The sequence below is a fragment of the Arthrobacter sp. P4_F11 genome, assembly GCF_056401395.1.
The window spans coordinates 1-26927 of sequence record NZ_JBFUJK010000004.1 but is presented as its reverse complement, the minus strand read 5'-3'; the positions used below and the strand labels follow the sequence as shown (position 1 = coordinate 26927).

The following is a 26927-nucleotide window of genomic DNA, read 5'->3' as shown; positions in this document are numbered from 1 at the left end:
TGCCGGTTCACTGAGGTGCCGTGCACCCCGCCGCAGCGGCAAAAAGCAATGCGGGCTCCCTTCCGGCCCGTTCCTCCGGTGAGGATGGGCGGGAAGCGACCCCGCATTGCTGAGAACCTTTACCCGGTCTGCGACCAGTGGCGCTTAGTCCAGGTAGTCGCGCAGGACCTGTGAGCGCGACGGGTGCCGCAGCTTGGACATGGTCTTGGATTCGATCTGGCGGATGCGCTCACGCGTCACACCGTAGACCTTGCCGATTTCGTCTAAAGTCTTCGGCTGGCCGTCGGTAAGGCCGAAGCGCATTGCTACCACGCCGGCTTCGCGCTCGGAGAGGGTGTCCAGCACCGAGTGCAGCTGTTCCTGCAGCAGGGTGAAGCTCACGGCATCCGCGGGAACCACGGCTTCGGAGTCCTCGATGAGGTCGCCGAATTCGGAGTCGCCGTCCTCGCCAAGCGGGGTGTGCAGCGAGATGGGCTCGCGGCCGTACTTCTGGACCTCCACGACCTTTTCCGGGGTCATGTCGAGTTCGAGAGCCAGCTCCTCCGGGGTGGGTTCGCGGCCGAGGTCCTGCAGCATCTGGCGCTGGACGCGGGCCAGCTTGTTGATGACTTCCACCATGTGCACCGGGATGCGGATGGTGCGGGCCTGGTCGGCCATGGCGCGGGTGATCGCCTGGCGGATCCACCAGGTGGCGTAGGTGGAGAACTTGAAGCCCTTGGTGTAGTCGAATTTCTCGACCGCACGGATCAGGCCCAAGTTGCCTTCCTGGATCAGGTCCAGGAACAGCATGCCGCGGCCGGTGTAGCGCTTGGCCAGCGAGACGACGAGGCGGAGGTTGGCCTCCAGCAGGTGGTTCTTGGCCCGTTTGCCGTCGTGGATGACGAATTCGAGCTCGCGCTTGAGTTTCGGATCCATGGTGCCGTCGTCGGCGGCGATCTTTTCTTCAGCGAAGAGACCGGCCTCGATCCGCAGGGCCAGGTCTACTTCCTGTTCGGCATTCAGCAGGGCGACCTTGCCGATCTGCTTCAGGTAGTCCTTGACTGGGTCGGCGGTGGCGCCGGCAGACATAACCTGCTGCACCGGAGCGTCGTCGTCGTCGGCGTCGGAGTAGACGAAGCCGGAGCCGGTGGTGGCCGCAGCCTTGCCGGCGACTTCCTCGCCTTCTACTTCGTCGCCGAGCTCGGCGGCGTCGGGCGTGATGTCGTCGAGATCCTCTTCGGCGTCGACGTCATCGTCAGACGTACTGGCAGAGTTGCCGGCGGCTTCTGCCGCGGCTTTCGCGCCGGGCTTGGGCCCGCGCTTCTTGGGCTCAGGCTTGGCGACGGTGTCGCCACCCTCTGCGGAAGCGGCGTCCTTGACAGCCTTGTTGGCTGCGCGCGTGGCGGCGCGCTTGGCGTTGGTCGCCGCCTTCTTCTCCTCAGGGGACAATTCGGCCTGGTCGGCGGGTTCCTTCTTCGCGGAAGACGGGGTCACTGAAAACCTTTCTAGCTGCGGTCTGCGGAATCACCATACGGGCAACACCACTATGACCCTGTCAAGTCCGTGTTCAACATCAGGTGCAACCACGACCAGCAGAGCCACTTAGTAGAACTGCTGGCGCGGCCTTAATGTTCCCTGTTTCCAAGGATCATTTAGGGCACTTGATACACGGACCCAACCGGGTCTCGGCAACCATTGTCTCACGGTTTTCAGGCCAGGTGCCTTTCGCGACGCCGGGTCGACGATATCGCGGCGCCTTCGCCCGCCGCGTCAGGACCTCATGCCGCGTACGGGGCAAACTTCTGCCAGGCAGCCTCCCGCCTTGCAGCCCAGCCGCAAAGGGTGCCGCGCCGGCCAAGCTCTGCCAGCAGTTCCGCGAGCCTGTATCCCGGGTGGCCCTGCAAGGCCTGGCAGTAGAGCGCGTCGGCGTAGGAGCCGCGGCCACGGCACCATTCGATCCAGCCCCGCGCCGTCACGGCGGCTGCTGTTGCCTCCCCGTCACCAAGACTGCCGAGCCGTTCCAGGACCCGCTCGAGCCCGACCATCAGGGTCCAGTCCGGGGCCGACGGCGCCAGTCCGAGCAGGACTTCCCCGTAACCGGGAACAGCCCCCGCATCAGGCACGGCTCCGGCGGCGGACCGGCCGCTGCCGGGTGCCACCGGCAGGGGCATCCGCGGAGCGGACCTGGACCGTGAAGTGCGGCCGGACATTAACCCCGGCAGGGGGCTGGGCGTCGGTCGGAGCCGTGAGGCGGGCGTGTCATCGGGGAAAGCGGCGGACCCGGGGTCTGGGTCGAAGATACCGAAGTCCTCGGCGCCACGTTCGGCCGCGGACCGTCCGGCGGCCGCCATCACCAGGACCGCATCCCGCCATGACGGAATGCACAGGCTGGCCCGCAGGTAGCCGGCGAGTTCCGGTGAGAGCTGAAGCGGCCGGCCAATGGTCCAGGGATCGGGCGTCCCGGAGCCGGTGGTCCCGGCGTCGGTGCCGGCGTCGGGCGTCCCGGAGCCGGTGGTCCCGGCGTCGTTCCCGGAGTTGGTGGTCCCGGAGTCGGTGGTTCCGGCGCCGGGGACGGCACCCCTAGCCGCGTCACCCGGGGTGGGGACAGGAAGGTGCTCCTGGCCAACGGCGGCCTGCATGGCCATCATCCAGACATCGAGGACCTGGTCGAATTGGGCCCGGTCCCGCCGTCGCGGGGAGAATTGTTCCGCCCAGCCGCACTCGGCAAGGCTCACCGCGGGGTCCACCGGCAGCGGCGCCGGGCTGGTCCCCTGGGCGCCGGGGACCGCGCCGACGCTGCTGCCGCGGTATACCATCTCGGCGTTGAGCCTGCTGTTCCTGATCTGCTCGACCGGCCGACCCGGCATCCCACAGCATTCCGGATCGCTGCAGTGTGCGTTGCGCCAGAACTCAGTACCGATAATCCAGGCATCCCTCAACGGCAATCCGGCTGCCTCAAGGGCAAGCTCGAGTTCTTCGAGCAGGGGCGCCCACGCATGGCCACCGCCGGGACTCTTCGAATCGGCGTCGGCGTCGGCGTCAGTGAAGAAGGCCAGCAGCGAACCGTCCGCGGCGTCGTCCGCCTGCAGATAGGCCACGACATTTCGGGCGAAGCCGGCCAGCATGTCCCTCCGGCCTGAGCCGCCTCCGGGCACGGGGAGGTCGACCCGCAAGGTGGCTCCGAGGCGTTTGCCCTGCAAGGTCATGGCCACGAGGCTGTCTTCCGGCCAGTAGCCGAGGGAGTGCGGGATGAAGCCCAGGATGTCTTCGGGGCCGGTGATTCTCAGGTGATCGGGAGCTGTCATAAGCCCAGCTTCGCGGCGGCCGCGTCCCGGGTGACAGTACCGGGTTGCGCTATGTGGATAAACGAGGGTGGATAGCCGTCCGTGGATAGCCGTCCGTGGATAAGCAACAGTGACTGGACGCACAAGGCACGAACGCCTGATGACAATCGCCGGCAGACCAGCCCATACCGCCCAAACAGCTGGTTCAGGGCGTGCGGCGGCGCTCCGCGACCAGCCTGCGCTGCTCGGCCAGGGACTTGAGCAGGGGTGGAACCATGACTCCCTGGGCCGCCATCTGGCGCCGGACCTTCCGCCGGGTCACCATGATGGCTCCTGCTCCCCCGGCCAGCAGCAGGAACTGCACGCTCAGGGCCACGCGGAACGGATCCAGGCCGTAGAGCTCCCCTTGCGAGAACCCGGAGGCATGCAGGACGTCGAGCACCAGCCCGATCAGGTAAATGGACACGAGCGCTGCGATGAAGCCACCCACGTTGACGATCCCCGTGGCGGTGCCGAGCCGGTGGGCCGGGTTGAAGGTCCGGGCGAAATCGAAGCCGATCATGGAACCGGGGCCGCCGACGGCGAGTGTCACCACCAGCGCAGCCAGGAGCCAGAGCGGCGCGCGTCCCGGCACCAACAGAACCGCCGCCCAGGCGGCAGCGGTGCATCCGGAAATGAGCAGCACCATAGTGGAGCGCCGCAGCGGATGCCGGGCAACGAATCGGCCCATCAGGGGTCCGGCGGCGATGGCGCCGGCGACGTACAGCGCCATGAGGGCCGAGACCGTGCCGCGGTCCAGCCCCTCGGCGGAAATCAGGAAAGGGTAGCCCCACGTCATGGCAAAAACGGTGCCGCTGAACTGGACGGTGAAGTGGCTCCACAGCCCGAGCCGGGTTCCGGGTTGCCGCCAGGCGTGTCCCAGCGAAATGCCGGTGGCACGCAGCCCCTGGGACTGTGCCGGTGCGGAGTGCCCGGGCGGAAGATCCTGGAGCAGGATCAGCACCAGCACGACGGCGAGGCCGGACATCGCGGCGAGCGTCAGGAAGGCCGGCGTCCACCCCGCGGAGTGCAGGATCATGGCGAACGGCACCACGCTGAAGAGCTGGCCGAGCTGGCCGGACATGCCGGTCAACTGCGTCAGGAGCGGGACGCGCCCCGGGGCGAACCAGAGCGGGATGAGCCGGATGACGGAAATAAACGTCATGGCGTCACCGGCGCCCACCAGGACACGTCCCAGGACTCCGCCGGGAATGTTGTCGGCAAAAGCCAGCTGAAGCTGGCCGAGTCCCATCAGGACACCACCGCCCGCCAGCATAGCGCGGGAGCCGAACCGGTCCACCAGAATGCCCACGGGAATCTGCAGCGCCGCATATACCAGCAGCTGCAGCACGGTGAAGAAGGAGATCTCCGCGGCACTGGCGTGGAAGCGTTCCGTTGCCTCCAGGCCGACCACCCCGAAGGAGGTCCGTTGGCTGACGGCCACGAGATAGGCGAAGATCCCGACGATCCAAATCAGCCAGGCGCGGGGGGAGGTCACTCCCCCATTATGCCCGGCTCAAGATAAATAGTATTTATTCGCCGGGTTCTTTACGGGCCAGGTACGCCTCGACGGCGGCACCAAGAGCGTCGGCGTTGGGGAGCTGGTCGTTCTCGTCTGCCAGCAGGGACCTCCGGACCGTCCCCTCGGCCTTTTCGTCGTATCGGGTCTCCAGCCGTGAGACCACCTGCTGGACCTCCTCGGATGCCTCGATCTGCTCGGCAATCTGCCGGCCCACCTCGCGTCCCGCCTCGCGCAGACGGTCGGTCGGCAGCATGAGCGACGTTGCCGCGCCCAGGTACTCGAGCCCGGCGACGGCGGCCGTTGGGTACTCGGCTTCGGCCAGGTAGTGCGGCACATGGATCACATAGCCGGCGATGTTCCGGCCGGCCTCCGTCAGCCGCAGCTCCAGGATGTGGCCCACCGCGGCCGGCACCTCCACTGTGGGCTTCCAGACAGAGATTCCCTCGATCAGCTCCGGCCGGTTGCCGTGCACGGTCACACCGACCGGCCGGGTGTGGGGAACGGGCATCGGGATCGAATGGATCCAGGTGACGAGGTTGACGTCGAGCTCCTCGACGAGGCCGACGACGGCGCGAGCGAAGCGCTCCCATTGCAGGTCCGGCTCGAACCCGGCAAGGAGCAGGAACGGGCTGCCCAGTCCGTCGACCAGCCGGTAGAGCGCCAGGCTCGGTGCCTGGTAGTCCTGCAGGTGGTCCTCGACGAAGCTGACCTGCGGGCGCCGGGACCGGTAGTCGATCAGCTGGTCGGCGTCGAACTCGGCGATCATCTCGGCATCGAGCGTGTCCAGCAGTTCAGCGGTGATCTGCCGGACCACGTGGCCCGCGTCGGCGAAGCCGGTGAACCCCATGACGAGGTTGAGTCCGCGCAGTTCGGTGCTGGAGAACAGCGCGTCATCACGGATATAGAGCGACTGGGGATCCAGCAAAGAGCCGGAAATCCGTTCAATCACGGCGTGTTCCTTTCACGATGGCGGCGGTGGGAGAAGCGGGGCGCAGTCCGCCATTCGGGCGGTGCCTGGCGGAACGGCCAGCCAGGCGGATCCTGCCGGCCAGTCCCATGGAGCACTCACCGCTCCGCAGCGTCTCTACCAATACAACGCCCCGGCACCCGGGCTAATTCCTGCCCGGGGTGTGCTCCAGCTCTCATTCGATTGAATTTCCGCACGGTCGAGAGACTACGATCGGTGATGGCCCTAGGGCCTGTTTTGCAGACACCGGGTTGCGTCCCAAACCGACGGCGCCCCGGGATCCGTGGCAGGGCGCCAAACATGCAGTTCCTGCCGAATATCACCGAGAACCATCACAGAGAATTGAGGACTGTCCTCGTGGTCAAGAATAGTGAAGTCAAACTTAGTGCAGTCGCAGGGGATTTGAAGAAGTCCCCCAGCGATGCCCTCGTCATCGGCGTCGGACAGGGTCCTGACGGCCCCGTTCTGCTCGACAATCCACTGACGGCCAAGGCCGCGGAGGCCCTGGCGGAATCACTGAGCGTTCTTGGCATCACCGGCGCGGCGGACCAGGCTCACCGGCTGCCCGGCCTGCCCGAGGCGGGAGCGACCATCCTGCTGCTCGCCGGCGTCGGCAAGCTTTCGGCCACGCAGCCGCTCTCCGAGGAGGCACTGCGCCGCGCCGCCGGCTCGGCCGTCCGCCAGCTGGCCGGCGTCGCCACCGTCACCCTTGCCCTGCCCACGACCACCCTGGCCGAGGTCGCGGCGGTCGCCGAGGGCGCCGCGATGGGCGCCTACTCCTACACGGAGTTCCGGTCCTCCAAGGACGGGCTCAAGGACCCGGTGAAGAACGTCATCATCCGCACCGACTTCGCCACGGACAAGGCGCTGGCGCCGGTCCTGAACCGGGCATCCCTGATCGGCACTGCCGTGAACGCGACCCGCACGCTGGTCAACCAGCCGCCGAGCCACCTCTACCCCGAGTCCTTCGCCGACGCCGCCAAGGAACTTTCCAAGGGCCTGCCGGTGAAGGTGACCGTCTGGGACGAGAAGCGTCTTGAGAAGGAGGGCTTCGGCGGCATCCTCGGCGTCGGCAAGGGCTCCACCCGGCAGCCGCGCCTCGTAAAGGTCGAATACGCCCCGGCGAAGCCCACGGCCAAGATCGCCCTCGTGGGCAAGGGCATCACCTTTGACACGGGCGGCATCTCCATCAAGCCGGCCCTGGGCATGGGCGACATGAAGTCCGACATGGCGGGTGCCGCCGTCGTCCTCAACACCGTCCTGGCCCTCGCGGGCCTCGGGCTGCCCGTCAAAGCGACTGCGTGGCTCTGCATCGCCGAGAACATGCCCTCCGGCGCTGCACAGCGCCCGGCGGACGTTCTGACGATGTTCGGCGGCAAGACCGTTGAGGTCCTCAACACCGACGCCGAGGGGCGCCTGGTCATGGCCGATGGCATCGTCGCCGCCAGCCAGGAATTCCCGGACGCCATCATCGACGTCGCAACCCTCACCGGCGCCCAGCTCATTGCCCTTGGCGACCGCACCGCCGGCGTAATGGGTTCCGACTCCCTCACCGGCGCCATCAAGACCGCCGCGGACCGGGCCGGCGAGCTCGTCTGGCCCATGCCGCTGCCGGAAGAACTCCGGGCCAGCCTCGACTCCCAGGTCGCCGACATCGCCAACATTGGCGAACGCCACGGCGGCATGATGACGGCGGCCGTCTTCCTGCGCGAGTTCGTGGGCAAGGGCAAGGGCGGGGAACAGATCCCGTGGGCGCACATCGACATCGCCGGCCCGTCGTTCAATAACGGCAGCCCCTACGGCTACAACCACAAACAGGGCACGGGCTGCACCGTCCGCACCCTGGTGGCCTACGTCGAGGACATCCTCGCCAAGACCGTCTAGCGCATCGCGGCTTTGTGGCCGGGGCGGCGATGCCTTCCCGGCCACAAAGGCGCGTGACACTGGACACAAGCGCTCCACAAACGCCATGGCAAGGTGGAGCATGTATTAGTGGTTCGCTAAGGTAAACCTTGTTTCCCAGAAGCAGACCCCAATGTAGTAGTCACAAATGAAAGGGAACCGGCCGGCTGGCACAATCACAGCAGACAGGTTCCAAGACCAGATGATGCGTACTCTCGTGTCATCGTTCACGCGAGGGAGCGTTTTAGTGGCCGATCAGGCAACTGCGCAAGAATTCGACATCCTGGTACTCGGCGGCGGCAGCGGCGGCTACGCCACCGCACTGCGTGCTGTCCAGCTTGGCCTCACCGTCGGCCTCATCGAAAAGGGCAAGCTCGGCGGCACCTGCCTGCACAACGGCTGTATCCCCACCAAGGCCCTGCTGCACTCGGCAGAGCTGGCGGACCACGCCCGCGACTCGGCCAAGTACGGCGTCAACGTGACCCTTGACAGCATCGACATCACGGCTGTCAACGCTTACAAGGACGGCATCATTGCCGGCAAGTTCAAGGGCCTGCAGGGTCTGATCAAGGGCAAGAAGGGCATCACCGTCATTGAGGGTGAGGGCAAGCTTCAGGGCACCGACACCGTCGTCGTGAATGGCACCGCGTACAAGGGCAAGAACATTGTCCTCGCGACCGGCTCGTACTCCCGCACCCTGCCGGGCCTGGAAATCGGCGGCAAGGTCATCACCTCCGACGAAGCCCTGACCATGGATTACATCCCCAAGAGCGCGATCATCCTGGGCGGCGGCGTGATCGGCGTCGAGTTCGCTTCGGTCTGGAAGTCGTTCGGCGTCGACGTCACGATCGTCGAAGGCCTCCCGTCGCTGGTTCCGAACGAGGACGCCACGATCGTCAAGGCCTTTGAGCGCGCCTTCAAGAAGCGCGGCATCAAGTTCTCCACCGGTGTCTTCTTCCAGGGCGTCGAGCAGAACGACGACGGCGTCAAGGTAACCCTCGTGGACGGCAAGACCTTCGAGGCCGACCTCCTGCTCGTCGCCGTCGGCCGCGGCCCCGTCACGGCGAACCTCGGCTACGAAGAGGCCGGGATCACGATCGACCGCGGCTTCGTCATCACCAACGAGCGCCTGCACACCGGCGTCGGCAACATCTTCGCCGTCGGCGACATCGTCCCCGGCGTGCAGCTCGCGCACCGCGGCTACCAGCAGGGCATCTTCGTCGCCGAAGAGATCGCCGGCCTGAAGCCGGTCATCGTCGAGGACGTCAACATCCCCAAGGTCACCTACTCCGAACCCGAGATCGCCACCGTCGGCTACAGCGAGAAGGCCGCCAAGGAGAAGTTCGGCGAGGACCAGATCCAGACCCAGGAATACAACCTGGCCGGCAACGGGAAGAGCTCCATCCTGGGCACGTCCGGCCTGGTCAAGCTGGTCCGCCAGAAGGACGGCCCCGTCGTCGGCGTCCACATGATCGGCGCCCGCATGGGCGAGCAGATCGGTGAAGCACAGCTGATTGTGAACTGGGAAGCCTACCCGGAGGACGTGGCCCAGCTGGTCCACGCCCACCCCACCCAGAACGAATCCCTGGGCGAGGCGCATCTGGCGCTGGCGGGCAAGCCGCTCCACGGCTAGCAGCTCCGCCCGCACCACCGCATGAACTCAGAGCTTGGTGCACCCGGCCCGAAAAGCCGGGTGCACTAAGCTCGACCAAGGCAGCAATCATCCGCACTAAAGATCAATAAGGAGAACGGGGACGACATGTCTGAATCCGTTAACTTGCCCGCCCTCGGTGAGAGCGTCACCGAAGGAACCGTCACCCGCTGGCTCAAGCAGGTCGGTGACCGGGTAGAGGTGGACGAGCCGCTGCTCGAAGTCTCCACCGACAAAGTAGACACCGAGATCCCCTCTCCGATCGCCGGCGTGATCGAGGAAATCCTCGTCGCCGAGGACGAGACCGCTGAAGTTGGCGCCCCGCTGGTCCGCATCGGCTCCGGCGACGCCGCCCCGGCCGCGGCAGAGGCTCCGGCCGCGGCCGCCGAAGAGGCACCGGCTCCCGCCGCAGCGGCGCCGGCCGCAGAAGAGGCTCCCGCGGAGGCTCCGGCCGCCGAGGCCCCTGCCGCCGCTCCGGAATCTGCTCCGGCAGGTGAAGGACACGATGTCACGCTGCCTGCCCTGGGTGAAAGCGTCACCGAAGGCACTGTGACCCGCTGGCTGAAGAGCATCGGCGACACTGTAGAGGTCGACGAGCCGCTGCTCGAGGTTTCCACCGACAAGGTCGACACCGAAATCCCGTCCCCGGTTGCCGGAACCCTCCTGGAAATCCGCGTCAACGAGGACGAGACGGCCGAGGTCGGATCCGTCCTGGCCGTCATCGGCTCCGGCGCCGCGGCACCGGCCGCACCGGCCCCCGCCGCGGCCCCCAAGCAGGAAGCAGCACCGGCAGCCCCCAAGCAGGAAGCGCCGGCCGCCCCCGCACCGGCAGCAGCACCGGAGGCTCCCAAGCAGGAAGCTCCCGCAGCGGCTGCTCCGTCTGCGCCCGCCGCCCCGGCAGCTCCCGCGCCTGCGGCAGCAGCTGCCGCACCGGCAGAGTCCGGCTACGTCACTCCCCTGGTCCGCAAGCTGGCCAACCAGCAGGGCGTCGACATCGCGGCCCTCACCGGCACCGGCGTCGGCGGCCGCATCCGCAAGCAGGATGTGCTGGCAGCTGCCGAGGCAAAGGCAGCACCGGCCGCAGCCCCCGCCGCATCTGCGCCGGCAGCCGCACCACCCGCAGGTGCAGCCTCCTCGCTGCGCGGCACCGTGCAGAAGGCCCCGCGCATCCGCCAGGTCATTGCCCGCCGCATGCGCGAGTCGCTGGACATCTCCACCCAGCTGACCCAGGTCCACGAGGTCGACATGACCAAGGTTGCCAAGCTGCGCGCCAAGGCCAAGAACTCCTTCCAGGCCCAGAACGGCTCCAAGCTGACCTTCCTGCCCTTCATCGCCAAGGCTGTTGCCGAGGCCCTGAAGCAGCACCCGAAGGTCAACGCCTCCTACGACGAGGACAAGCAGGAGATCACCTACCACAACGCCGAGCACCTGGCGATTGCGGTGGACACCGACAAGGGCCTGCTGGTTCCGGTCATCTCGGACGCCGGCAACCTGAACCTTGCCGGCCTGGCCGGCAAGATTGCCGACGTCGCCGACCGCACCCGCAGCGGCAAGATCGGCCCGGACGAGCTCTCCGGCGGCACCTTCAGCATCACCAACATCGGTTCGGTGGGCGCCCTGTTCGACACCCCGATCATCAACCAGCCGCAGGTTGCCATCCTCGGCACCGGCGCGATCGTCAAGCGGGCCGTAGTGGTCGCCGACGAGAACGGCGATGACTCGCTGGCCATCCGTTCGATGATGTACCTCTCCCTGACGTACGATCACCGCCTGGTCGACGGCGCCGACGCAGGACGCTTCCTGCAGACGCTGAAGGCACGCCTTGAGGAAGGCGCCTTCGAGGCCGACCTCGGACTCTAGGGTCTAGAAGCACACTGACGGCGACGGCGGTACGGGCTCCGGTGGGAAGCCACCGGGCGCCCGTGCCGCCGTCGCCGTTTTTGCTGTTCCTCCCCGGGGCCGCGGCGGGTCCTACTACGGTGCGTAGAAGACTCTGGCTACACTGATGCCATGAACATCGTCTATAACGTCATGGTCTTCCTGCACATCATCGGCGCCGCCATGATTGTCGGTATCTGGATCGGCCAGATGAAGAAGCCCACCGTCCACCCGCGCCAGTTCGACGGCGCGATGCTGCAGCTGATTACGGGCATCATCATGATGGGGCTGATCCCGGTCCTGGACATGAACGCCAACTACGCCAAGCTCGGCGTCAAGCTTGTCATCGCCCTGATCGTCGGCGTCCTGGCCTTCATTGGCCGCCGCAAGTACAAGAAGGGCGAGCCGATCAGCAAGGGCCTCGCGAACAGCGTTGGCGGCCTGGCACTGCTCAACGTTGCGATCGCGACCCTGTGGCAGTAACCGGCTGACTGCACCTGCCATGACGGCGCCGCTCCCCCGCGGGGGTGCGGCGCCGTCGTTGTTTAACTGCCACCGTTAAGCCGTCAGTCGCCGGCGATGCAGAATTCGTTGCCCTCGGGATCCTGCATCACATCCCAGTGGAAGTCGCCGATACCATTGCCCTCCACGAACCCGGCACCGAGGGACTCGGCGCGGGCGCGCAACGCCGCAGGGTCGGGCCCATGGATGTCCAGGTGCAGGCGCCGCCTGCCCTCCGTGGGGTCCTGGACCTGCTGGAAGGCCAGCTGCGGGGCCCCTGGGCCGGCGGGCTCCAGCCAGACGAACTGCTCGAAGCGCGAGGAGACGCCCGTACCCAACAAGTCGGCCCAGAACTGCGCCAGGCGCGCGGCATCGACGGCGTTGACCATGATCGTGGCAATACGCGCCACGGGCGCCCCTGGCACCTGCGCATCTTCGGTAAGTTCCATGACGACACTGTACGGGTCACAATCCTCTGACAGCGGAACCCCCGTGCGGCGGCCGCACAGAATCCCTAGGATTGATCACGGCAGGCTCCGGCACCAGCCGGACCCCTGATTCACAACGACGTCGAGGAGTGGACATGGCTACAACACGCACCGCACACACTGTATGGAATGGCGACCTGATGACAGGCGCCGGCAACACCACCCTGGACAGCTCCGGGCTGGGCAACTTCGACGTCACCTGGAAGGCGCGCGCCGAGGCCGCCGAGGGCAAGACCAGCCCCGAGGAGCTCATTGCGGCAGCGCACTCCGCGTGTTTCTCGATGGCGTTCAGCAACGCCCTGGCCCAGGCCGGCCACACGGCCGAGGAGATCAACACCAAGGCCGACGTGACGTTCCAGCCGGGTACCGGGATCACCGGCAGCCACCTCACCCTGGCCGCGCGCGTCCCGGGCATTTCCGCCGACGATTTCCAGCGGCTGGCCGAGGAAGCCAAGACCGGCTGCCCCGTCTCCGCTGCCCTGACCGGCATCGAAATCACCCTGGACGCCACCCTGGCCTCCTAGCCCGGCTGCAGTACCACGAGGCCCCCGCCGCCCGGGATATCCAGGGTGGCGGGGGCCTTGCCGTCTGTCCTGCGCGGACCGTCTGTGCGGGCCGCGCCCGGGAGCGCCTAGGCCTGGCCGGCCTGCTGGCGCGCAGGCAGCGGTGCGGGCCGGACCCGGCGGTAACCCTCGCGCAGCGGCGGACGGTCCGTGGGCAGTTCCTGGATCATTTCCTTCAGCGCCCCGATTCCGTACTCCAGTTGCGGGTCGGTTCCGGCGGCGTAGGCGTGCGGCGGGAAGGTCACCTCGATGTCAGGGGTGACGCCGAAGTTTTCCACGCCCCAGCCAACACCACCGGCGAACCAGGTGGCGTAGCGCGGCTGGGTGACGCCGGTGCCGTCGGCCAGCGCGAAGCGGTTGTCGATCCCGACGACGCCGCCCCAGGTGCGGGTGCCAATGACGGGCCCGATCCCCCGCAGCTTGGAGACCTGCGTGATGATGTCGCCATCGGAGCCGGCGAACTCATCGGTGAGAATGATGACCGGTCCGCGGGGAGCGTGGTGCGGGTACGTCCGCGGCTTTTCCCCGCGCGGCATGCTCCAGCCGGTGACCTTGCGCCCGATGAGCTCGGCCACGAGCTGGGAGGTGTGGCCGCCGCGGTTGCGCCGGACATCGACGATCAGTCCGTCCAAGGCCGTTTCGGTGTCGAGATCGCGGTGCAGCTGTGCCCAGCCGTTGGCCATCATGTCCGGGATGTGCAGGTAGCCGAACGTCCCGTTCGAGGCTTCCCGGACAGTTCGCCGGTTGCCGGAGACCCATTCCTGGTAGCGCAGGCGCTCCTCGTCCTTGACCGGGACCACGGCCACGCGGCGCTGGGCGCCCGCGGCCGCCCCATGGCCGGCGCCATTGCGCAGGGTAAGTTCCACGGCGCGGCCGGCCGCGCCGACAAGCTGCATTGCCGGGGTCCGCGTTTGGGTCAGTTCGACGCCGTCGATCGCCAGCAGGATATCGCCCGGCTTCGCGTCGGCGCCGGGACGGGTCAGCGGCGAAGTGGCCAGCGGGTCCGAGGACTCCCCCGCCAGGATGCGGGTGATTTCCCACCCCTCGCCGGTGAACCTCAGGTCCCCGCCGAGGCGGCCCTGAGGGCTGCTGCCGTTCTCGACAGCGGCCATGGGCCGGACGTAGGCGTGGGAGGTGCCGAGCTCGCCGTGCAGCTCCCACAGCAGGTCCACCAGGTCGTCATGGGAGCCGAGGCGTTCCACCACCGGGCGGTAGCGGGCGTGGACGGACTCCCAGTCCTGGCCGGCCATGTCCTCGGTCCAGAAGAAGTCGCGCTGGAGCCGCCATGCCTCGTCAAAGGCCTGGCCCCACACGCTGAGTGGGTCCAGCTGCACCCGGATGCGGCCAAGGTCCACCTTGACCAGCTGGCCGGAGTCCTCATCGGCCTTGGCGGCGGCCGGCGCCACGCGGATCTGCTTGTCCTGGATGAACACGATCTTTTCGCCGTCGCCGGAGAGCCGGTAGCTGTCCAGGGCCTCAACGATCGTGGCGGTACGGCGCTTGGCCAGGTCGTAGCGGACCAGGCTCGGCGCCGCGCCCTTGTCCTCGAGGCTGGCCCGGCCCTCACCGGTGGTGCCGGCGAGCTCGCTGTCCAGCCAGAGCAGGGCGCCGGCGACGGCGGTGAGTCCGGCGTAGTTGCCTTGCGGCACCGGGACCCCGATGACGCGGTGGGCCAGGCCCTCGGCGTCGACCCGCACGGACGGCACGGGTTTGGCCGCCGGTTGCGGCCCGGACGCAGCAGCCGCTGTTCCGGCGGCACCTGCCTCGGCGTCGGCGTCGAAGTGGAGGTCGACGCTCGGGCCGAAGGGCGACGGGGTGTCGGCGGCGAGGGCGACGAGGTACGGCTTGATCGGGCTCGGGAAGGACAGATCGAAGGAGTGCCCGTCGTAGACCGGGTCGAAACTGCGGTTGGAGAGGAAGGCGAGGTATTTGCCATCCGGGGTGAACGACGGCGACTCGTCGCGGAACCGGCCGTCGGTGACGTCAATGATCGCAGCTCCAGTGCCGTCGTCGATCCGGGTGATCCGGAGCCGGCTGCGGGACCCGAAGGACGTGACCGGCTCGGACCAGCCGAGCCACGCGGAGTCCGGGGACCATGTGAATCCATCAATGCTGCCCTCGCCGATGCTGCTCAGCTGGGATATCGTGCCCGTGCGGGTGTCGGCAAGGTAGATATCACCGAACGCCGTGCCGACCGCGAGCCAGCGCCCGTCCGGGCTGGCTTCGATGGCGCTGGCCCGGCTGGGCTTGGGGAAGTCGATCCGCGTCAGTTCATCGGAGGCGGGCGCGGCCTCCACGGCGCCCGCACCGGCCCGGTCGGGCCCGGAGCCGGAGATGGAGCCGGCTGCGTCTGCTGCAGCCGGGGCCGGGACTGCTGTGACCGGGCCGGACACGGAACCGTTTGCAGCGGCGGGGATTGATCCTGCGCCGGTCAGGGCGGCTGCGGACACCGGCTTGGGCAACTGCATGCCGGCGTCCTCGGCGGAAGCAGCGGGCCGGGCCGTTGCCTCGGCAGCGGACTGCACGGCCGGCTGCGGGGCCTTCGATGCTGCCGCGGCCGCTCCGGCCAGGGGCGCCGCAATGGCTTTCAGGTACAGGGCCTCGACGCCGTCGTGGTCGGCGACATAGGCGATCCGGCCCTCGCCGAAGGGCCGCGGCAGCCGTGCCCGGACGCCCGGGGTGGCCTCGAGGACGCGGGAAGGGCCGTCCTTGTGCCGCAACCAGTGGACGGTTCCGTGGGATTCGACGGCGCTGGACGCGCCCGTGCGGTCCGGTACGACGTCGCCAAGGTGCTTCGAGGGCTTCAGCGGGGCAGGCCGGCGCGCCTGCGAGGCGGAACCGAGCACAATGTCGAGCTTGACGGCCTCGGCGTCGAGGCTGGGCAGCAGCCAGAGCTCACCGGCCGATTCGAAGATCACGCGTTCGCCGTCGGTGGCGGCGTGGCGGACATAGAAGTCCTCGTGGTCCGTGTGGCGCCGCAGGTCGCTGCCGTTGGGCAGGACGGAATAGAGGTTTCCGTAGCCCTCGTGGTCGGACAGGAACGCGATCCGTCCCTTGACCCACAGGGGGTCGGTGAGGTTTCCGTCCAGCGCGGCAGCGAGCCGGACGAATTCGCCGTTTCCGTCCGCGTCGATCCACAGCTTGCCGGCGGCGCCGCCGCGGTAGCGCTTCCACCAGGCCGGCTCACGCGAGAGGACGCTGGCGAGCACCACAGGGCGTTCGTCGCCGACGACGGGGCCATAGGCCACGGACTCGACCGGGCCGAACGGGAGTTCCTGCGCCCAGCCGCCGGTCACGGGGAGGCTGTAGGCGTGGGTGTGACGGCTGTCGGACTGGCGGAACGCGCTGGTGACCAGGACGTCGCCGTCGGGGGTGAAGCCCTTGACCCGGGTGGAAGGGTGGCCGAAGTAGCTCAACTGGCTGTAGCCGCCGCCGTCGACGTTGGCCGTGACGACTTCCGGGGCAGTCCCTTGGACGACGGTCCAGACCAGACGCTTGCCGTCGGGGGTGAAGCGGGGGTTGCGGGCCGGCAGTTGCAGGGAGGATACGCGCCAGGCGCGGCCCCCGCCCACGGGTGCAATCCAGACGTCGTCCTCGGCCACAAAGGTGACCAGATCGCCGTGCAGATGCGGGAAACGGAAGTAACTCGAGGGGGTCATCGTTCGATCATAGCCACAACGGTCCTTACGGCCCGGGAGGTTTCGCGGCCGTGCCGGGCATGGTGAGATGGATCATGCGAATCCTTATTGCCGGGGCCTCCGGGCTGATCGGAACTGCCCTTTCGGGTGCACTGCGCAGCGAGGGGCACGACGTCGTCGCCCTGGTCAGGCGTGCCCCTGCGTCCCCAGCCGAGTTCCAGTGGGACCCGGCTGCCGGCCGGATCGACGACACTGCGCTGAAGGGCGCGGACGCGGTGGTCAACCTCTCCGGCGCCGGGATCGGCGACCGGCCCTGGACCAAGGCGCGGGTCAACGAGCTCCGCGCCTCCCGGCTGGGGGCTACCCGGACCCTCGCGGCCGCCATGGCGCGCACCGACGCGCCGCCCGCCGTGTTCCTGAGCCAGTCGGCCTCCGGTTACTACGGCAACGCCGGTACGGCGGTGCTGCGCGAGAACGCGCCGGCCGGCACCGGCACCCTGTCCCGCATCTGCGTCGACTGGGAGGCAGCGGCGCATGAGGCGCCTGCCGGAGTCCGGGTGGTCACGCCCCGCACCGGCGTCGTCCTGAGCCGTTCCGGCGGCGCACTGGGCCGGCTGTTGCCGCTGCTGCGCCTGGGCGTCGGCGGCCCGCTCGGCGATGGCCGGCAGTTCTGGCCGTGGATCACTCTGCCGGATGTGGCCGCCGCCTTTTCCTTCCTTCTCTCGGCGCCCGTGTCCGGGCCGGTCAACGTCTGCGCCCCCGAAGCCGCAGATGTGAATTCCCTGATCACGCAACTGGCCAGGGCGCTGCACCGGCCGGCGGCGCTGCGGGTACCCGCCCCGGTGCTGCGGCTGGTGATGGGCGATCTCGCCGAAGAACTGCTGCTCGCGAGCCAGCGGCTGGAGCCGGCCGTCCTGGCGGAGAACAGCTTCGCCTGGAAGCACCCGTCCCTCGCCGGGGCCGCCGCCTGGGTGGCAGGGCGCGGCTAGCTGCCGCTACTATCCGTGCAGCGTCGCGTACCTCTGGAGGAAGAGGGCCAGGGACTCTGCCAGGGCCCTGATCTCGCCCGGATCGACGCTCTCGTTCGGTGCATGGATCAGGGCGAGTGGCTCCTCGACGCCGAGCAGGATGATCTCCGCGTCCGGGTAGGTGTCCGCGAAGACGTTGCAGAGCGGGATCGATCCCCCTTGCCCCAGGGTTGTCATGGGCGTGCCGTAAGCCTGGGACATCGCGGCGCTCATGGCTTCAAAGGCCGGGCCGCCGACTGCCGCCTGGAATGGCGACCCGATGGCCTCGAGGTCCACCGCGACGTGGACATCCCAGGGCGCGGCCGCCTTGAGGTGGCTGACCAACGCCGTGTGGGCGTCGGCGGCCGCCATGCCCGGCGGGACGCGCAGGTTCAGGCGTGCCGCGGCCCGCGGCACGATCGCCGCCGTCGAGCCGGTCACCGCCGGGCAGTCGATGCCGAGCACGGTGACCGCGGGCCGCGCCCAGAGCATGTCGGACACGGTGCCGTCCCCCAGCAAGGACACTCCCTCCAGGACGCCGGCGTCGGTGCGGAACTGCTCTGGCGGATAGGGGGCACCGGTCCAGGTCTGGTCGTTGTCCAATCCCGTGACCGTCGTGTTGCCTTGCCGGTCCCGCAGTGATGCCAGCATGGCGATCAGTGCGGCGAGCGCGTCGGGGGCCGCCCCGCCAAACATGCCGGAGTGAAGCTCTGACGCCATCGCCTCCACCGTCACCACGACATTGACCATCCCGCGCAGGGTCACGGTCGCGGCCGGGTGGCCCACGGAAGCGTTGCCGGTGTCGCAGACCAGGATGGTGTCGGCACGGAGCAGGTCCGGGTAGCTGGCGACGAACGCCTCGAGCCCGCCAGTGCCCTGTTCCTCCGACCCCTCGACCACCACCTTCAGGTTAACCGGTACGTCGTTGCCGAGCGCCCTCAGTGCGAGCAGGTGGGCGAGGATGTTGCCCTTGCAATCGGCGGCGCCCCGGCCGTACCAGCGGCCGTCCACTTCAGTGAGCTCGAAGGGCGGGGTCCGCCATGCCGAGTCATCGAGGGGTGGCTGGACGTCGTAGTGCGCGTAGAGGAGCACGGTGGGCGCGTCCGGATCGGGTCCGGGCCTGGAGCCCACCACCGCGTCGGAGCCGTCCGGGGTCCGTTCGAGGTGCACATCCGAAAATCCGAGTCCAGCGAACTTGTCCAGCACCCACTGGGCAGCCTTGGCACACTCCTCGACGGGAAACTGCCGCGCATCCGCCACCGACCGGATGGCCACGAACTCGGCGAGCTCCTCCCGTGCCGGACCCATCAGACCGGTGATGCGGGCGCGCAGGTCCACGGCTCACGCACCACCGGTGTTGGACGTCTTGAGGTCGTCGATGAACTCCTGGAACTCGGCGAGCTGGTCCGGGCAATAGACCTTAATAATCGCGAGCTCGCCGACGGCGATCCGGGCGTTCGCGATCACCGGCCTGTAGCCCGGCCCGGTTGCCCCGTTCGCCAGCTGGCTCAAGAAGGTGGCCCGGCTCAGCGCGTCGTTCGGGTTCGCGCAGACGGCGCCGCCGTCGTCGCCCAGCACCCGGGCTATCTGCTCGCGTGAGGGCGCCGTCCCGCCGGCCCCCTCGATCGTCGCTATCAGCTGGTCGGCCTTCGCCAGGGATTGTTGTGTCTCCCTCGCCGACCTGAAATTCAGCAGTGCGACGACGGCGAACACTACGAGCAGGATCATGGCAACGATGTAAACGACCGAGCGGCTGCGCTTGGTGGAGGACTCCTGATGCGTGCTCATGACTTAGGTGCCTCCGTCTGCGCTTGTTGGTCGGGCAGCTTCCAGGAGGGCTTGCGGAACCTGTAGAAGAGGAACGGCACGAGCAGGCCGAGCCCGAGTGCGCCGCCGCCGACGATCAGGAAATAGACGAGCGGATCGCCGTTGCCGAACTGCGACGGCGGGACGAACCCGACAAGGAGAGCGGCCAGGGAGGCCGCGAATCCGACGCCGCAAAGCGTCACCAGCATCGGCGCCCGGAAGCCACGCGCGTGTTCCGGGTCGTTGCGGCGGAGCCGGACCGCGGCCACGAACATCAGCAGGTACATGATCAGATAGACCTGCGTGGTGATCACCGAGAAAATCCAGTATGCGCTGGAGACATCCGGGATGAGCGCGTACCCGAGCGCGATCACGGTGGTGACGAGCCCCTGGACGACCAGGAGGTTCTGTTGGATGCCGTTCTTGTTCAGTTTTTGCAGGAACGGCGGGAGGTAGCCTTCCTCCCGTGAGATCAGCAGCAGGCCTTTGGACGGTCCGGCCAGCCACGTCAGCATGCCGCCGAGGGAGGCAGCGACCAGCATGATCCCGAGGATCGGTGTCAGCGCCTGGAGGTTGAAGGAGGCCAGCACCGCGTCAAAGGCCTGCATGACACCGGCTGTGAGGGAGAGTTCATCGGCCGGAACGATCCAACTGATCGCCAGCGCCGGCAGGATGAAGATCAGCAGTACCAGTCCCATGGCCAGGAACATCGACTTCGGATACTCCTTACCCGGGTCCTTCAGCGAGGACACGTGCACAGCGTTCATCTCCATGCCGCTGTAGGACAGGAAGTTATTCACGATCAGCACCAGGCTGGCCAGCCCGGCCCACTCGGGGAAGAAGTTGGCCGCGGTCATAGGAGCGGCGGACGGATTTCCCTGGCCGAGGAAGACGACACCCAGGATGACGAGCAGTGCGCCCGGGATCAGGGTGCCGATGATCAGGCCGCCGCTGGCCAGGCCTGCCACACCCTTCGTGCCGCGGGATGAGACATACACGCCGGACCAGTAGAACACCACGATCACCAAGGCCGTCCACACGCCGCTGCTGGCCAGCGCCGGGTTGAAGACGTAGGCCAGTGTGCTCGCGACGAAGCCCAGCAGGGTTGGATAGTAGAAAATCGTCATGGCGAACTGGCACCACACCGCCAGGAAGCCCATCGGTTTGGAGATTCCGGACGCTACCCAGTTGTAGATGCCGCCCTTCCATCCTGACGCCAGTTCAGCGGACACGAGGGAAGTCGGCAGGAGGAAGACGATCGCGGGAACGAGGTAGAGGAAGACTGAGGCGAGGCCGTAGACGGCCATGGTCGGTGCCGCACGGAGACTGGCCACTGAACTGGTAGTCATGAGTGCCAGGGCTACCCAGGAGATCCACACGGCCGGTGGCGCCTTCGGCCGGGTCACTGCCTGTTCGCTCACGTGAGCCACACCCTCAAGTGCCCCGTGGTCTGCGCCACGGGCCAGGCGGAGCTAAACCGCCTGGGGCGAGTAGTCGTCGGCTTGAACATGCCCACTGCCCCCCTCTATCACACAAAGTGCTCGGTGCCTACAGCATGGACCTAGGAATTAGCAGGGAACAGTCCCCAACTCCCCTATACGTCAGGTCGCCGGGGTGCTAATTTGCGCGGTTTCGGGCGCGCTTCCACAGCAAATCGGTGATCAGGACCAGTGCAAGGATGACCACCAGCGCGGCGGCGGTGGCGGGTTCATTGACGAGCGTGGTGGTGCAGAACACGACGAACGTTCCCAGGGTCGCAATCAGGGCGATGATAAGCACCAAAAACTTGGCCCCGGTCTCCCTGTACACCTTGAAGTGGGCCATCGTGACCGCGGAGAAAATGAGCAACGCGACCGCGCTTCCAAGCGACGCGATGCTGTTCAGGTTGAACGTCACCACCATCAGCGCCGCGAGGCCGGCCATGACCAGCAGCCCAACCGGCACCTGCCTGCGGCCCACGGAGCGGCCGAAGACCGGGGGAAACTGTCCCACCGAGGCGAGATGCCGGGTCATCCCCACAGAGGGGTAGAGGCTGGCGTTCACCGCCCCGGACGTGGAGAGCAGTGCGGTGATCACCATCAGCACATAACCGAACTGGCCCAGCGTGGGCTTGGCGGCCTCGGCCAGCGCTGTGGCGCCGTAGGCGACCACCTCATCGGCGGTCAAGGTTCCGAAGACGCCCAGGGAAACCGCGACGTACACCGTCGTGGCGATCGCCAGTGCCAGATACATGGCGCGGGGCAGTTGACGTGACGGGTCAGGCAGATCCTTTGCGGTAAAGGTGATGACACCGAACCCCAGGAAGGCGAAGAACGTCAGCGCCACGCTCGCGATGACCTCGCGGACGCCGGGGTAGCCGGCCGGGTCCAGGAGCGCTGGGTTCCAGTTCGCGATCGTGACAATCGCGAACAAGGACAGGATGGCCAGCACCATCTTCACGATCACGGACTGGACTCTTGCGACCGCCGCGGAACCGACCGCGTTCAGGACGGTCATGACCAGGATGAGTGCGACCGCGAACACTTTGGCCCAGCCTGGGTCGCGACCGGTCAGGACTGCACTGGCATAACCACCGAAGGACGACGCCACCATTGCCCCCACGATCGCGCCGGTCACGTAGAACAGCCACGAAACGATGCCCGTAGCGTGCCCCTCCCCGAACCCCCGGGCCAGGTAGGCCAGCATGCCCCCGCCCGATGGGTACGTCGCGCCGAGCTTCGCGAACGAGTACCCCTGTAGGCCGGCGATGGCGCCCGCCACCAGAAAGGACACCCACACAGCCGAGCCGGCGACAGCGCCAGCTGCGCCCAGCAGCGCGAAGATTCCCGCGCCCACCATGGAACCCACCCCGATGAACGCTGCTTGAATGACGGTCATCTGCTTCTTCGGAACCGTGGTCGACATGGCGTCCCTCTCCGGCGTCAGGCACTTGCAAGCAGCCGTCGCAGGGAGGGTACCACCGCGCCCTGAAGCGTGGAACCCTAGCCCGCTTCGGGCCCCGGGGACAGAACGTCCTGGATCCGCCAGCGCCCGTCGACGGGCACCAGGACCAGGTGAAGCTGCTGCGCGGAGGCGGCGGGTACTTCGGCCACCGTGGCGCCGTTCCCATCGATTTCCCGGTAAGCGGAAGGTTCAGTGGTGATGGCCACCACGGCCCGGGCGGGGCTGCTCTCCGCGGTGGTCTCGATCCGGGTCAGGGCGGTCGAGAATCCGGCCAGGACGTGGCCGGAGGCGCTGAGCTGCGCTTTGATGCGGCCGTCCGAGGCGGCGGCCGCTGAGTCCGGGGCGTTGACGGCCTCGAGCAGTCTGAAGTCGCCAGAGCTCAGTGCCAGTGAACGGAGCCGGGCCAGGCCGCGGACCGCCTCCACCGGGTCGGCGGAGGCCAGGAGTGCCTCAAGATCGGGAAGGATGGCGGCGGCCCCGCCGGCGGCGGTGGGGGGCGGCGGCTCGCCAACCGGCCCCTCCGACGGCGCCGCAGGTCCCTCGTGGCCCACGGGACTTCCTGCCTGCACCGGCGCATCGTGGCCGGACACGATCCCTGGAAACATCCCGGCGATGGCGTCGAGGGCCGTCCCGCCACCGGCCAGCAGCCAGGTGCCGGCCAGCAGGACTGCAGCTGCGAGAGCGGGCAGCAGCGCCCGCCGCGCGGGAGTCCTTCGGAACCCGCGGTGGAGTCCGGCTTTCCGGATGGTGCCTGGGCGCCGGCCCGGGCCGGACTGCACGGCCTTGCGTGTGAGCAGTTGGGGGATGACTGTGGGGTGCACGGAGACCGACAGATCGACGGGCTCCGCCCGGGCGCTGCGGTAGACCATAGCGGCAAACTCCGCCGCCGGCGGACGCTCCCGCCGCTCCCCGCTCAGTCCCGCTTCGAGGGCGGCCACCAACGTTGCCGGCACCCCCGGCACCAGAAGGCTCAGCGGTGGGCGATGCGCCCCGGGCTCGGGGGCCCGTCCGGTGAGGCAATACCAGCCCAGGGCCGCCAGGGAGTAAATGTCGCGTTCGGGCTGCAGTCCGGCCCGCACAGCGTCCGCGGGGGCGGGATCCTGGAATCCTGCCGTGCCCTCTTCCGCGACCGGAGCGGCGTCGGCCACCATGCGCGCGACGCCGAGATCGGCCAGCAGCGGTTTGCCGTCGGCAGTGAAGAGCACGTTGCCGGGGGCCACATCACCATGGGTGAATCCTTGTCCGTGAAGGTATGCCAGGGCCTGCGCGATGGGAGTCAGGACCGTCACCGTCTCGCCGGGCCCCAGACGTCCCCGGCTTCCCACGAGCGCCGCCAGCGAGCCGCCGGGCGCGTAGTCCAGCGCAAGCCCGAGGCCGCTGCCGCCAGAGTCGTGAACCGGCAGGCGCACGACGGCGTGCACGCGAAGCAGGTGGCTGTGTGACAGGGCGGAGAGGATCCGGACTTCGCGCCGCATGACGTCCTCGGCCTCGGACTCTTCCGGTGCAGCGCGGTCGGCATCGAAGCATTTCAGCGCGAACTCGCGGCCCGTTGACTGTTCGGCCACCAGCCAGACCGTGGCGCTGCCGCCGCGCCCCAGCAGCCGTCCGACGTCGTAACCGGGAACCTGGGGGGCCGCACCGGCGGCCGGCGGGAGATCTTCCATACCCAAGGAATAGTCGATTGCGCGGAATCGTGCAGAAGTTATCCACAGGCATGAGAGCTTAAGCACACAAACGGGCGGTGGGTGCGGCGGGGTCTAAGCTTGATGCCATGACTCTTGAGTTCAAACAGCTGGGTCTCGCCCCGGACTTCATCGATTACACGCGCGGCTGGGACATCCAGCGCGAATTGCATGAAAAAGTCCTCGCGGGCACCGCGCCCAGCACTGTACTGCTGCTCGAACACTCCGCGGTCTACACCGCCGGCAAGCGCACCGAAGACCACGAACGGCCCTTTGACGGAACTCCCGTGGTCGCAGTGGACCGCGGCGGCAAGCTCACATGGCACGGCCCCGGCCAGCTGGTGGGCTACCCCATCATCAAGCTCAAGAACAAGGCAGGCATCCGCGACTACGTGGAGCGCCTCGAAGCCGTGATCATTGCCGTCCTGGCGGACTACGGCATCGACGCCGTCCGGATCAAGGGCCGCGCCGGCGTCTGGATCGAGCAGGACGAGAAGGGCCCGGACCGCAAGATCGCGGCCATCGGCATCCGCGTCAACGAAGGCGTCACCATGCACGGCTTCGCGATCAACTGCAACAACGATCTCGCCCCCTACGGCCAGATCATTGCCTGCGGGATCAGCGACGCCGGAGTCACCACCATCGCCCAGGAACTTGGCAGGGACGTCACCCCGGCGGACCTCGTGTCGCGGATCACCGAAGAACTGCGCGAGAATGAACAAGCCCTAGTTGCAACCCCAGAAGGAGCTCTACTGTGACACTGGCACCAGAAGGCCGGAAGATGCTGCGCATTGAGCAGCGAAACGCGGCCACACCGGTGGAACGGAAGCCGGAATGGATCAAGGCCAAGGTCCAGATGGGCCCGGAGTTCGTCCAGCTCAAAAACCTCGTCAAGAAGGAGGGCCTCCACACGGTGTGTGAGGAGGCCGGCTGCCCCAACATCTTCGAGTGCTGGGAAGACAAGGAGGCCACCTTCCTGATCGGCGGCTCCGAATGCACCCGGCGCTGCGACTTCTGCCAGATCGACACCGGCAAGCCCTCCCCCGTGGACATGTTCGAGCCCACCAAGGTGGCCCGCTCGGTCCAGGCCATGCAGCTGCGCTACGCCACCGTCACCGGTGTGGCCCGCGACGACCTCGCCGACGAGGGCGTCTGGCTGTACGCCGAGACGGTCCGCAAGATCCACGAACTGAACCCGGGCACCGGCGTCGAACTGCTGATCCCCGACTTCTCCGGCAAAYCCGAGCACATCGCGGCGATCTGCGACTCCAARCCCGAGGTCTTCGCCCACAACGTCGAAACCGTGCCCCGGATCTTCAAGCGSATCCGCCCGGCGTTCCGCTACGACCGCTCCCTGGACGTCATCACCCAGGGCCGCAAGCTCGGCATGGTGACCAAGTCCAACCTGATCCTCGGCATGGGCGAGACCCGCGAGGAAATCTCCGARGCMCTGCGGGACCTGCACGAGGCCGGCTGCGACCTGATCACCATCACCCAGTACCTGCGCCCCTCCGAACGGCACCTGCCGGTGGACCGCTGGGTCAAGCCGCAGGAATTCGTGGACCTGCAGMACGAAGCGGACGAGATCGGCTTCCTGGGCGTCATGTCCGGGCCCCTGGTGCGTTCCTCCTACCGCGCCGGCCGGCTCTGGGCCACCGCGATGCGCAAGAAGGGCTGGGAAATCCCGGCCGAACTCGCGCACATCGAAAGCTCCGGAAGCACCCGCCAGGAAGCCAGCACCCTGCTCGGCGCCCACGCCGGCGCCTGACATCGACAGAGGATCAAAGATGTTCCACACACGACTTGAAATCATTCCTTCCGAGGGAATCGTCGAAAAGATCCAGGCGGCAGTGCCGCTGACCACGACGCTCACCATCACGTGCCTGCCGCACCACGGGATCGGACGGACCATGCGCACGGCCGTCCAGCTCAGCCTGCTCGGCTACACCGTGGTCCCGCACCTCGCAGCCCGGAGCCTCGAGGACCGCTCCCAGCTGACCGGCATCATCCGGGACTGTGGTGTGGCCGGCATCTCGGAAGTGTTCGCGGTAGGCGGTGACGCCCCGCAGCCTGCGGGTCCCTACGCGAATGGGGGCCAGCTGCTGCGCGAGATCGCGGAAATCAGCGGCGGCCAGATGGCCGTTGGGGTCGCCGGATACCCAGAGGGCCACCCCGGCGTCGGCACTCTGCAGCTGCTCGAATCGCTATTGGCCAAGCAGGAACTTGCCTCCAGCGTCGTCACCCAGATGTGCTTCTCGGCGCACAGAATCCACAGTTATGCGGCGATGCTGCGCCGCGAGGGAGTCACGCTTCCGCTCCTGGCCGGGGTTGCCGGCGCCGTGCAACGAACCAGGCTGATTGCACTGGCAACGAAAATCGGCGTCGGAACGTCCCTGCGGTTCGTTAGCCGGACCGGACCGCTCGCCCGCCGCCTCCTGAGCGGCGAACGCTACTCTCCCGACGCTCTTATCGACGAGCTCACCGCCCAGCCCGTCATCGACGGCATCCATCTCTACAGCTTCAATTGCTTTGACGAGTTACCCGGTACCGTCGCCGCTTCGTCGACGGAACTCTCCGCCACCACCAGCCAAGGAAACACACATGCTTGATACCCCGTTCCAGCCCGCGTCCGCCAGCACCGTCACGGGCAGCAGCCGCGTCAAGCGCGGCATGGCTGAGATGCTCAAGGGCGGCGTCATCATGGACGTCGTCAACGCCGAGCAGGCCCGCATCGCCGAAGACTCCGGTGCCGTGGCCGTGATGGCGCTGGAACGCGTTCCGGCCGATATCCGCGCCCAGGGCGGCGTGTCCCGCATGTCCGATCCCGACATGATCGACAAGATCATCGCGGCCGTGTCCGTGCCCGTCATGGCCAAGGCCAGGATCGGCCACTTCGTCGAGGCGCAGGTACTGCAGTCCCTCGGCGTGGACTACATCGACGAGTCCGAGGTCCTGACCCCGGCCGACTACACCAACCACATCGACAAGTGGAACTTCACCGTTCCGTTCGTCTGCGGTGCCACCAACCTCGGTGAGGCCCTGCGCCGGATCAACGAGGGCGCGGCGATGATCCATCC

The 26927-nt window shown here is 67.7% G+C and carries 21 protein-coding genes; 10 read left to right on the top strand and 11 right to left on the bottom strand.

Annotated features, from left to right (window positions below):
- Positions 1–144 precede the first annotated feature (144 nt).
- From AC1DRO_RS06055 to AC1DRO_RS06040, 4 genes are all read right to left on the bottom strand, one after another.
- Positions 145–1473: an RNA polymerase sigma factor gene (locus tag AC1DRO_RS06055; protein ID WP_028276426.1), complete on the bottom strand. Its 1329-nt coding sequence runs from the start codon at positions 1471–1473 to the stop codon at positions 145–147.
- 284 nt (positions 1474–1757) lie between these two features.
- Positions 1758–3284 (bottom strand): DUF4192 family protein, encoded by a 1527-nt coding sequence (locus AC1DRO_RS06050; protein WP_476950176.1) that lies wholly within the window; start codon positions 3282–3284, stop codon positions 1758–1760.
- A gap of 184 nt (positions 3285–3468) precedes the next feature.
- Positions 3469–4800, bottom strand: a complete 1332-nt coding sequence (locus tag AC1DRO_RS06045; protein WP_243179410.1) for an MFS transporter — start codon at positions 4798–4800, stop codon at positions 3469–3471.
- A 34-nt stretch (positions 4801–4834) separates the two neighbouring features.
- The gene (locus tag AC1DRO_RS06040) at positions 4835–5773 is read right to left on the bottom strand and encodes a proteasome assembly chaperone family protein (RefSeq protein ID WP_079553781.1); all 939 of its coding nucleotides are present in this window, start codon (positions 5771–5773) and stop codon (positions 4835–4837) included.
- A gap of 375 nt (positions 5774–6148) precedes the next feature.
- Between AC1DRO_RS06040 and AC1DRO_RS06035 the strand changes: the two genes are divergently transcribed.
- From AC1DRO_RS06035 to AC1DRO_RS06020, 4 genes are all read left to right on the top strand, one after another.
- Positions 6149–7675 carry a leucyl aminopeptidase gene (locus tag AC1DRO_RS06035; protein WP_476950175.1) on the top strand — a complete coding sequence of 509 codons (1527 nt, stop codon included), beginning with the start codon at positions 6149–6151 and terminating at the stop codon, positions 7673–7675.
- A gap of 265 nt (positions 7676–7940) precedes the next feature.
- Positions 7941–9326 carry a dihydrolipoyl dehydrogenase gene (lpdA, locus tag AC1DRO_RS06030; protein WP_018772391.1) on the top strand — a complete coding sequence of 462 codons (1386 nt, stop codon included), beginning with the start codon at positions 7941–7943 and terminating at the stop codon, positions 9324–9326.
- Between the two features lie 126 nt (positions 9327–9452).
- A complete protein-coding gene (gene sucB / locus AC1DRO_RS06025) occupies positions 9453–11204 on the top strand; it encodes a 2-oxoglutarate dehydrogenase, E2 component, dihydrolipoamide succinyltransferase (protein WP_476950174.1) in 1752 nt (583 codons plus the stop codon).
- A 150-nt stretch (positions 11205–11354) separates the two neighbouring features.
- Positions 11355–11705, top strand: coding sequence for a hypothetical protein (locus AC1DRO_RS06020; RefSeq protein WP_028276422.1), 351 nt, complete (start codon positions 11355–11357; stop codon positions 11703–11705).
- Between the two features lie 83 nt (positions 11706–11788).
- Here AC1DRO_RS06020 and AC1DRO_RS06015 read toward each other — a convergent pair whose 3' ends face one another.
- Complete coding sequence (locus AC1DRO_RS06015; RefSeq protein ID WP_476950173.1) at positions 11789–12172, bottom strand: VOC family protein; 384 nt, start codon at positions 12170–12172, stop codon at positions 11789–11791.
- Positions 12173–12306: 134 nt separating this feature from the next.
- Here AC1DRO_RS06015 and AC1DRO_RS06010 point away from each other — a divergent pair, with 134 nt between their 5' ends.
- On the top strand, positions 12307–12735 hold the full coding sequence (locus AC1DRO_RS06010) for an OsmC family protein (RefSeq protein WP_026266249.1): 429 nt from the start codon (positions 12307–12309) through the stop codon (positions 12733–12735).
- Positions 12736–12842: 107 nt separating this feature from the next.
- Here the strand turns inward: AC1DRO_RS06010 and AC1DRO_RS06005 are convergent, their stop codons facing one another.
- A complete protein-coding gene (locus AC1DRO_RS06005) occupies positions 12843–16433 on the bottom strand; it encodes a S41 family peptidase (RefSeq protein ID WP_476950172.1) in 3591 nt (1196 codons plus the stop codon).
- A gap of 74 nt (positions 16434–16507) precedes the next feature.
- On the opposite strand from AC1DRO_RS06005, the gene AC1DRO_RS06000 reads away from it, so the two are divergent.
- Positions 16508–17401, top strand: coding sequence for a TIGR01777 family oxidoreductase (locus AC1DRO_RS06000; RefSeq protein ID WP_476850445.1), 894 nt, complete (start codon positions 16508–16510; stop codon positions 17399–17401).
- 9 nt (positions 17402–17410) lie between these two features.
- Here the strand turns inward: AC1DRO_RS06000 and AC1DRO_RS05995 are convergent, their stop codons facing one another.
- From AC1DRO_RS05995 to AC1DRO_RS05975, 5 genes are all read right to left on the bottom strand, one after another.
- Positions 17411–18757 (bottom strand): M20/M25/M40 family metallo-hydrolase, encoded by a 1347-nt coding sequence (locus AC1DRO_RS05995; protein ID WP_476950171.1) that lies wholly within the window; start codon positions 18755–18757, stop codon positions 17411–17413.
- Positions 18758–18760: 3 nt separating this feature from the next.
- Entirely contained in the window at positions 18761–19207 is a 447-nt protein-coding gene (locus AC1DRO_RS05990) for a hypothetical protein (RefSeq protein WP_476950170.1), read from the bottom strand.
- Positions 19204–20604 carry a glutamate/gamma-aminobutyrate antiporter GadC gene (gene gadC / locus AC1DRO_RS05985; RefSeq protein ID WP_476950323.1) on the bottom strand — a complete coding sequence of 467 codons (1401 nt, stop codon included), beginning with the start codon at positions 20602–20604 and terminating at the stop codon, positions 19204–19206. The genes AC1DRO_RS05990 and gadC overlap by 4 nt, the downstream gene beginning before the upstream one ends.
- A gap of 238 nt (positions 20605–20842) precedes the next feature.
- Positions 20843–22129 carry an APC family permease gene (locus tag AC1DRO_RS05980; protein ID WP_476950169.1) on the bottom strand — a complete coding sequence of 429 codons (1287 nt, stop codon included), beginning with the start codon at positions 22127–22129 and terminating at the stop codon, positions 20843–20845.
- A 77-nt stretch (positions 22130–22206) separates the two neighbouring features.
- Positions 22207–23832 (bottom strand): serine/threonine-protein kinase, encoded by a 1626-nt coding sequence (locus tag AC1DRO_RS05975; protein WP_476950168.1) that lies wholly within the window; start codon positions 23830–23832, stop codon positions 22207–22209.
- Between the two features lie 107 nt (positions 23833–23939).
- Between AC1DRO_RS05975 and lipB the strand changes: the two genes are divergently transcribed.
- The 4 genes from lipB to AC1DRO_RS05955 all read left to right on the top strand — a co-directional run.
- A complete protein-coding gene (lipB, locus tag AC1DRO_RS05970) occupies positions 23940–24608 on the top strand; it encodes a lipoyl(octanoyl) transferase LipB (protein ID WP_476950167.1) in 669 nt (222 codons plus the stop codon).
- On the top strand, positions 24605–25618 hold the full coding sequence (gene lipA / locus AC1DRO_RS05965; protein WP_476950166.1) for a lipoyl synthase: 1014 nt from the start codon (positions 24605–24607) through the stop codon (positions 25616–25618). Before lipB ends, lipA begins: the two co-directional genes overlap by 4 nt.
- Before the next feature lie 19 nt (positions 25619–25637).
- Positions 25638–26459 (top strand): methylenetetrahydrofolate reductase, encoded by an 822-nt coding sequence (locus tag AC1DRO_RS05960; RefSeq protein ID WP_476950165.1) that lies wholly within the window; start codon positions 25638–25640, stop codon positions 26457–26459.
- Positions 26452–26927 (top strand): beta/alpha barrel domain-containing protein (locus tag AC1DRO_RS05955; protein WP_476950164.1); only part of this gene is annotated, 476 nt, incomplete at its 3' end. The genes AC1DRO_RS05960 and AC1DRO_RS05955, both read left to right, overlap by 8 nt.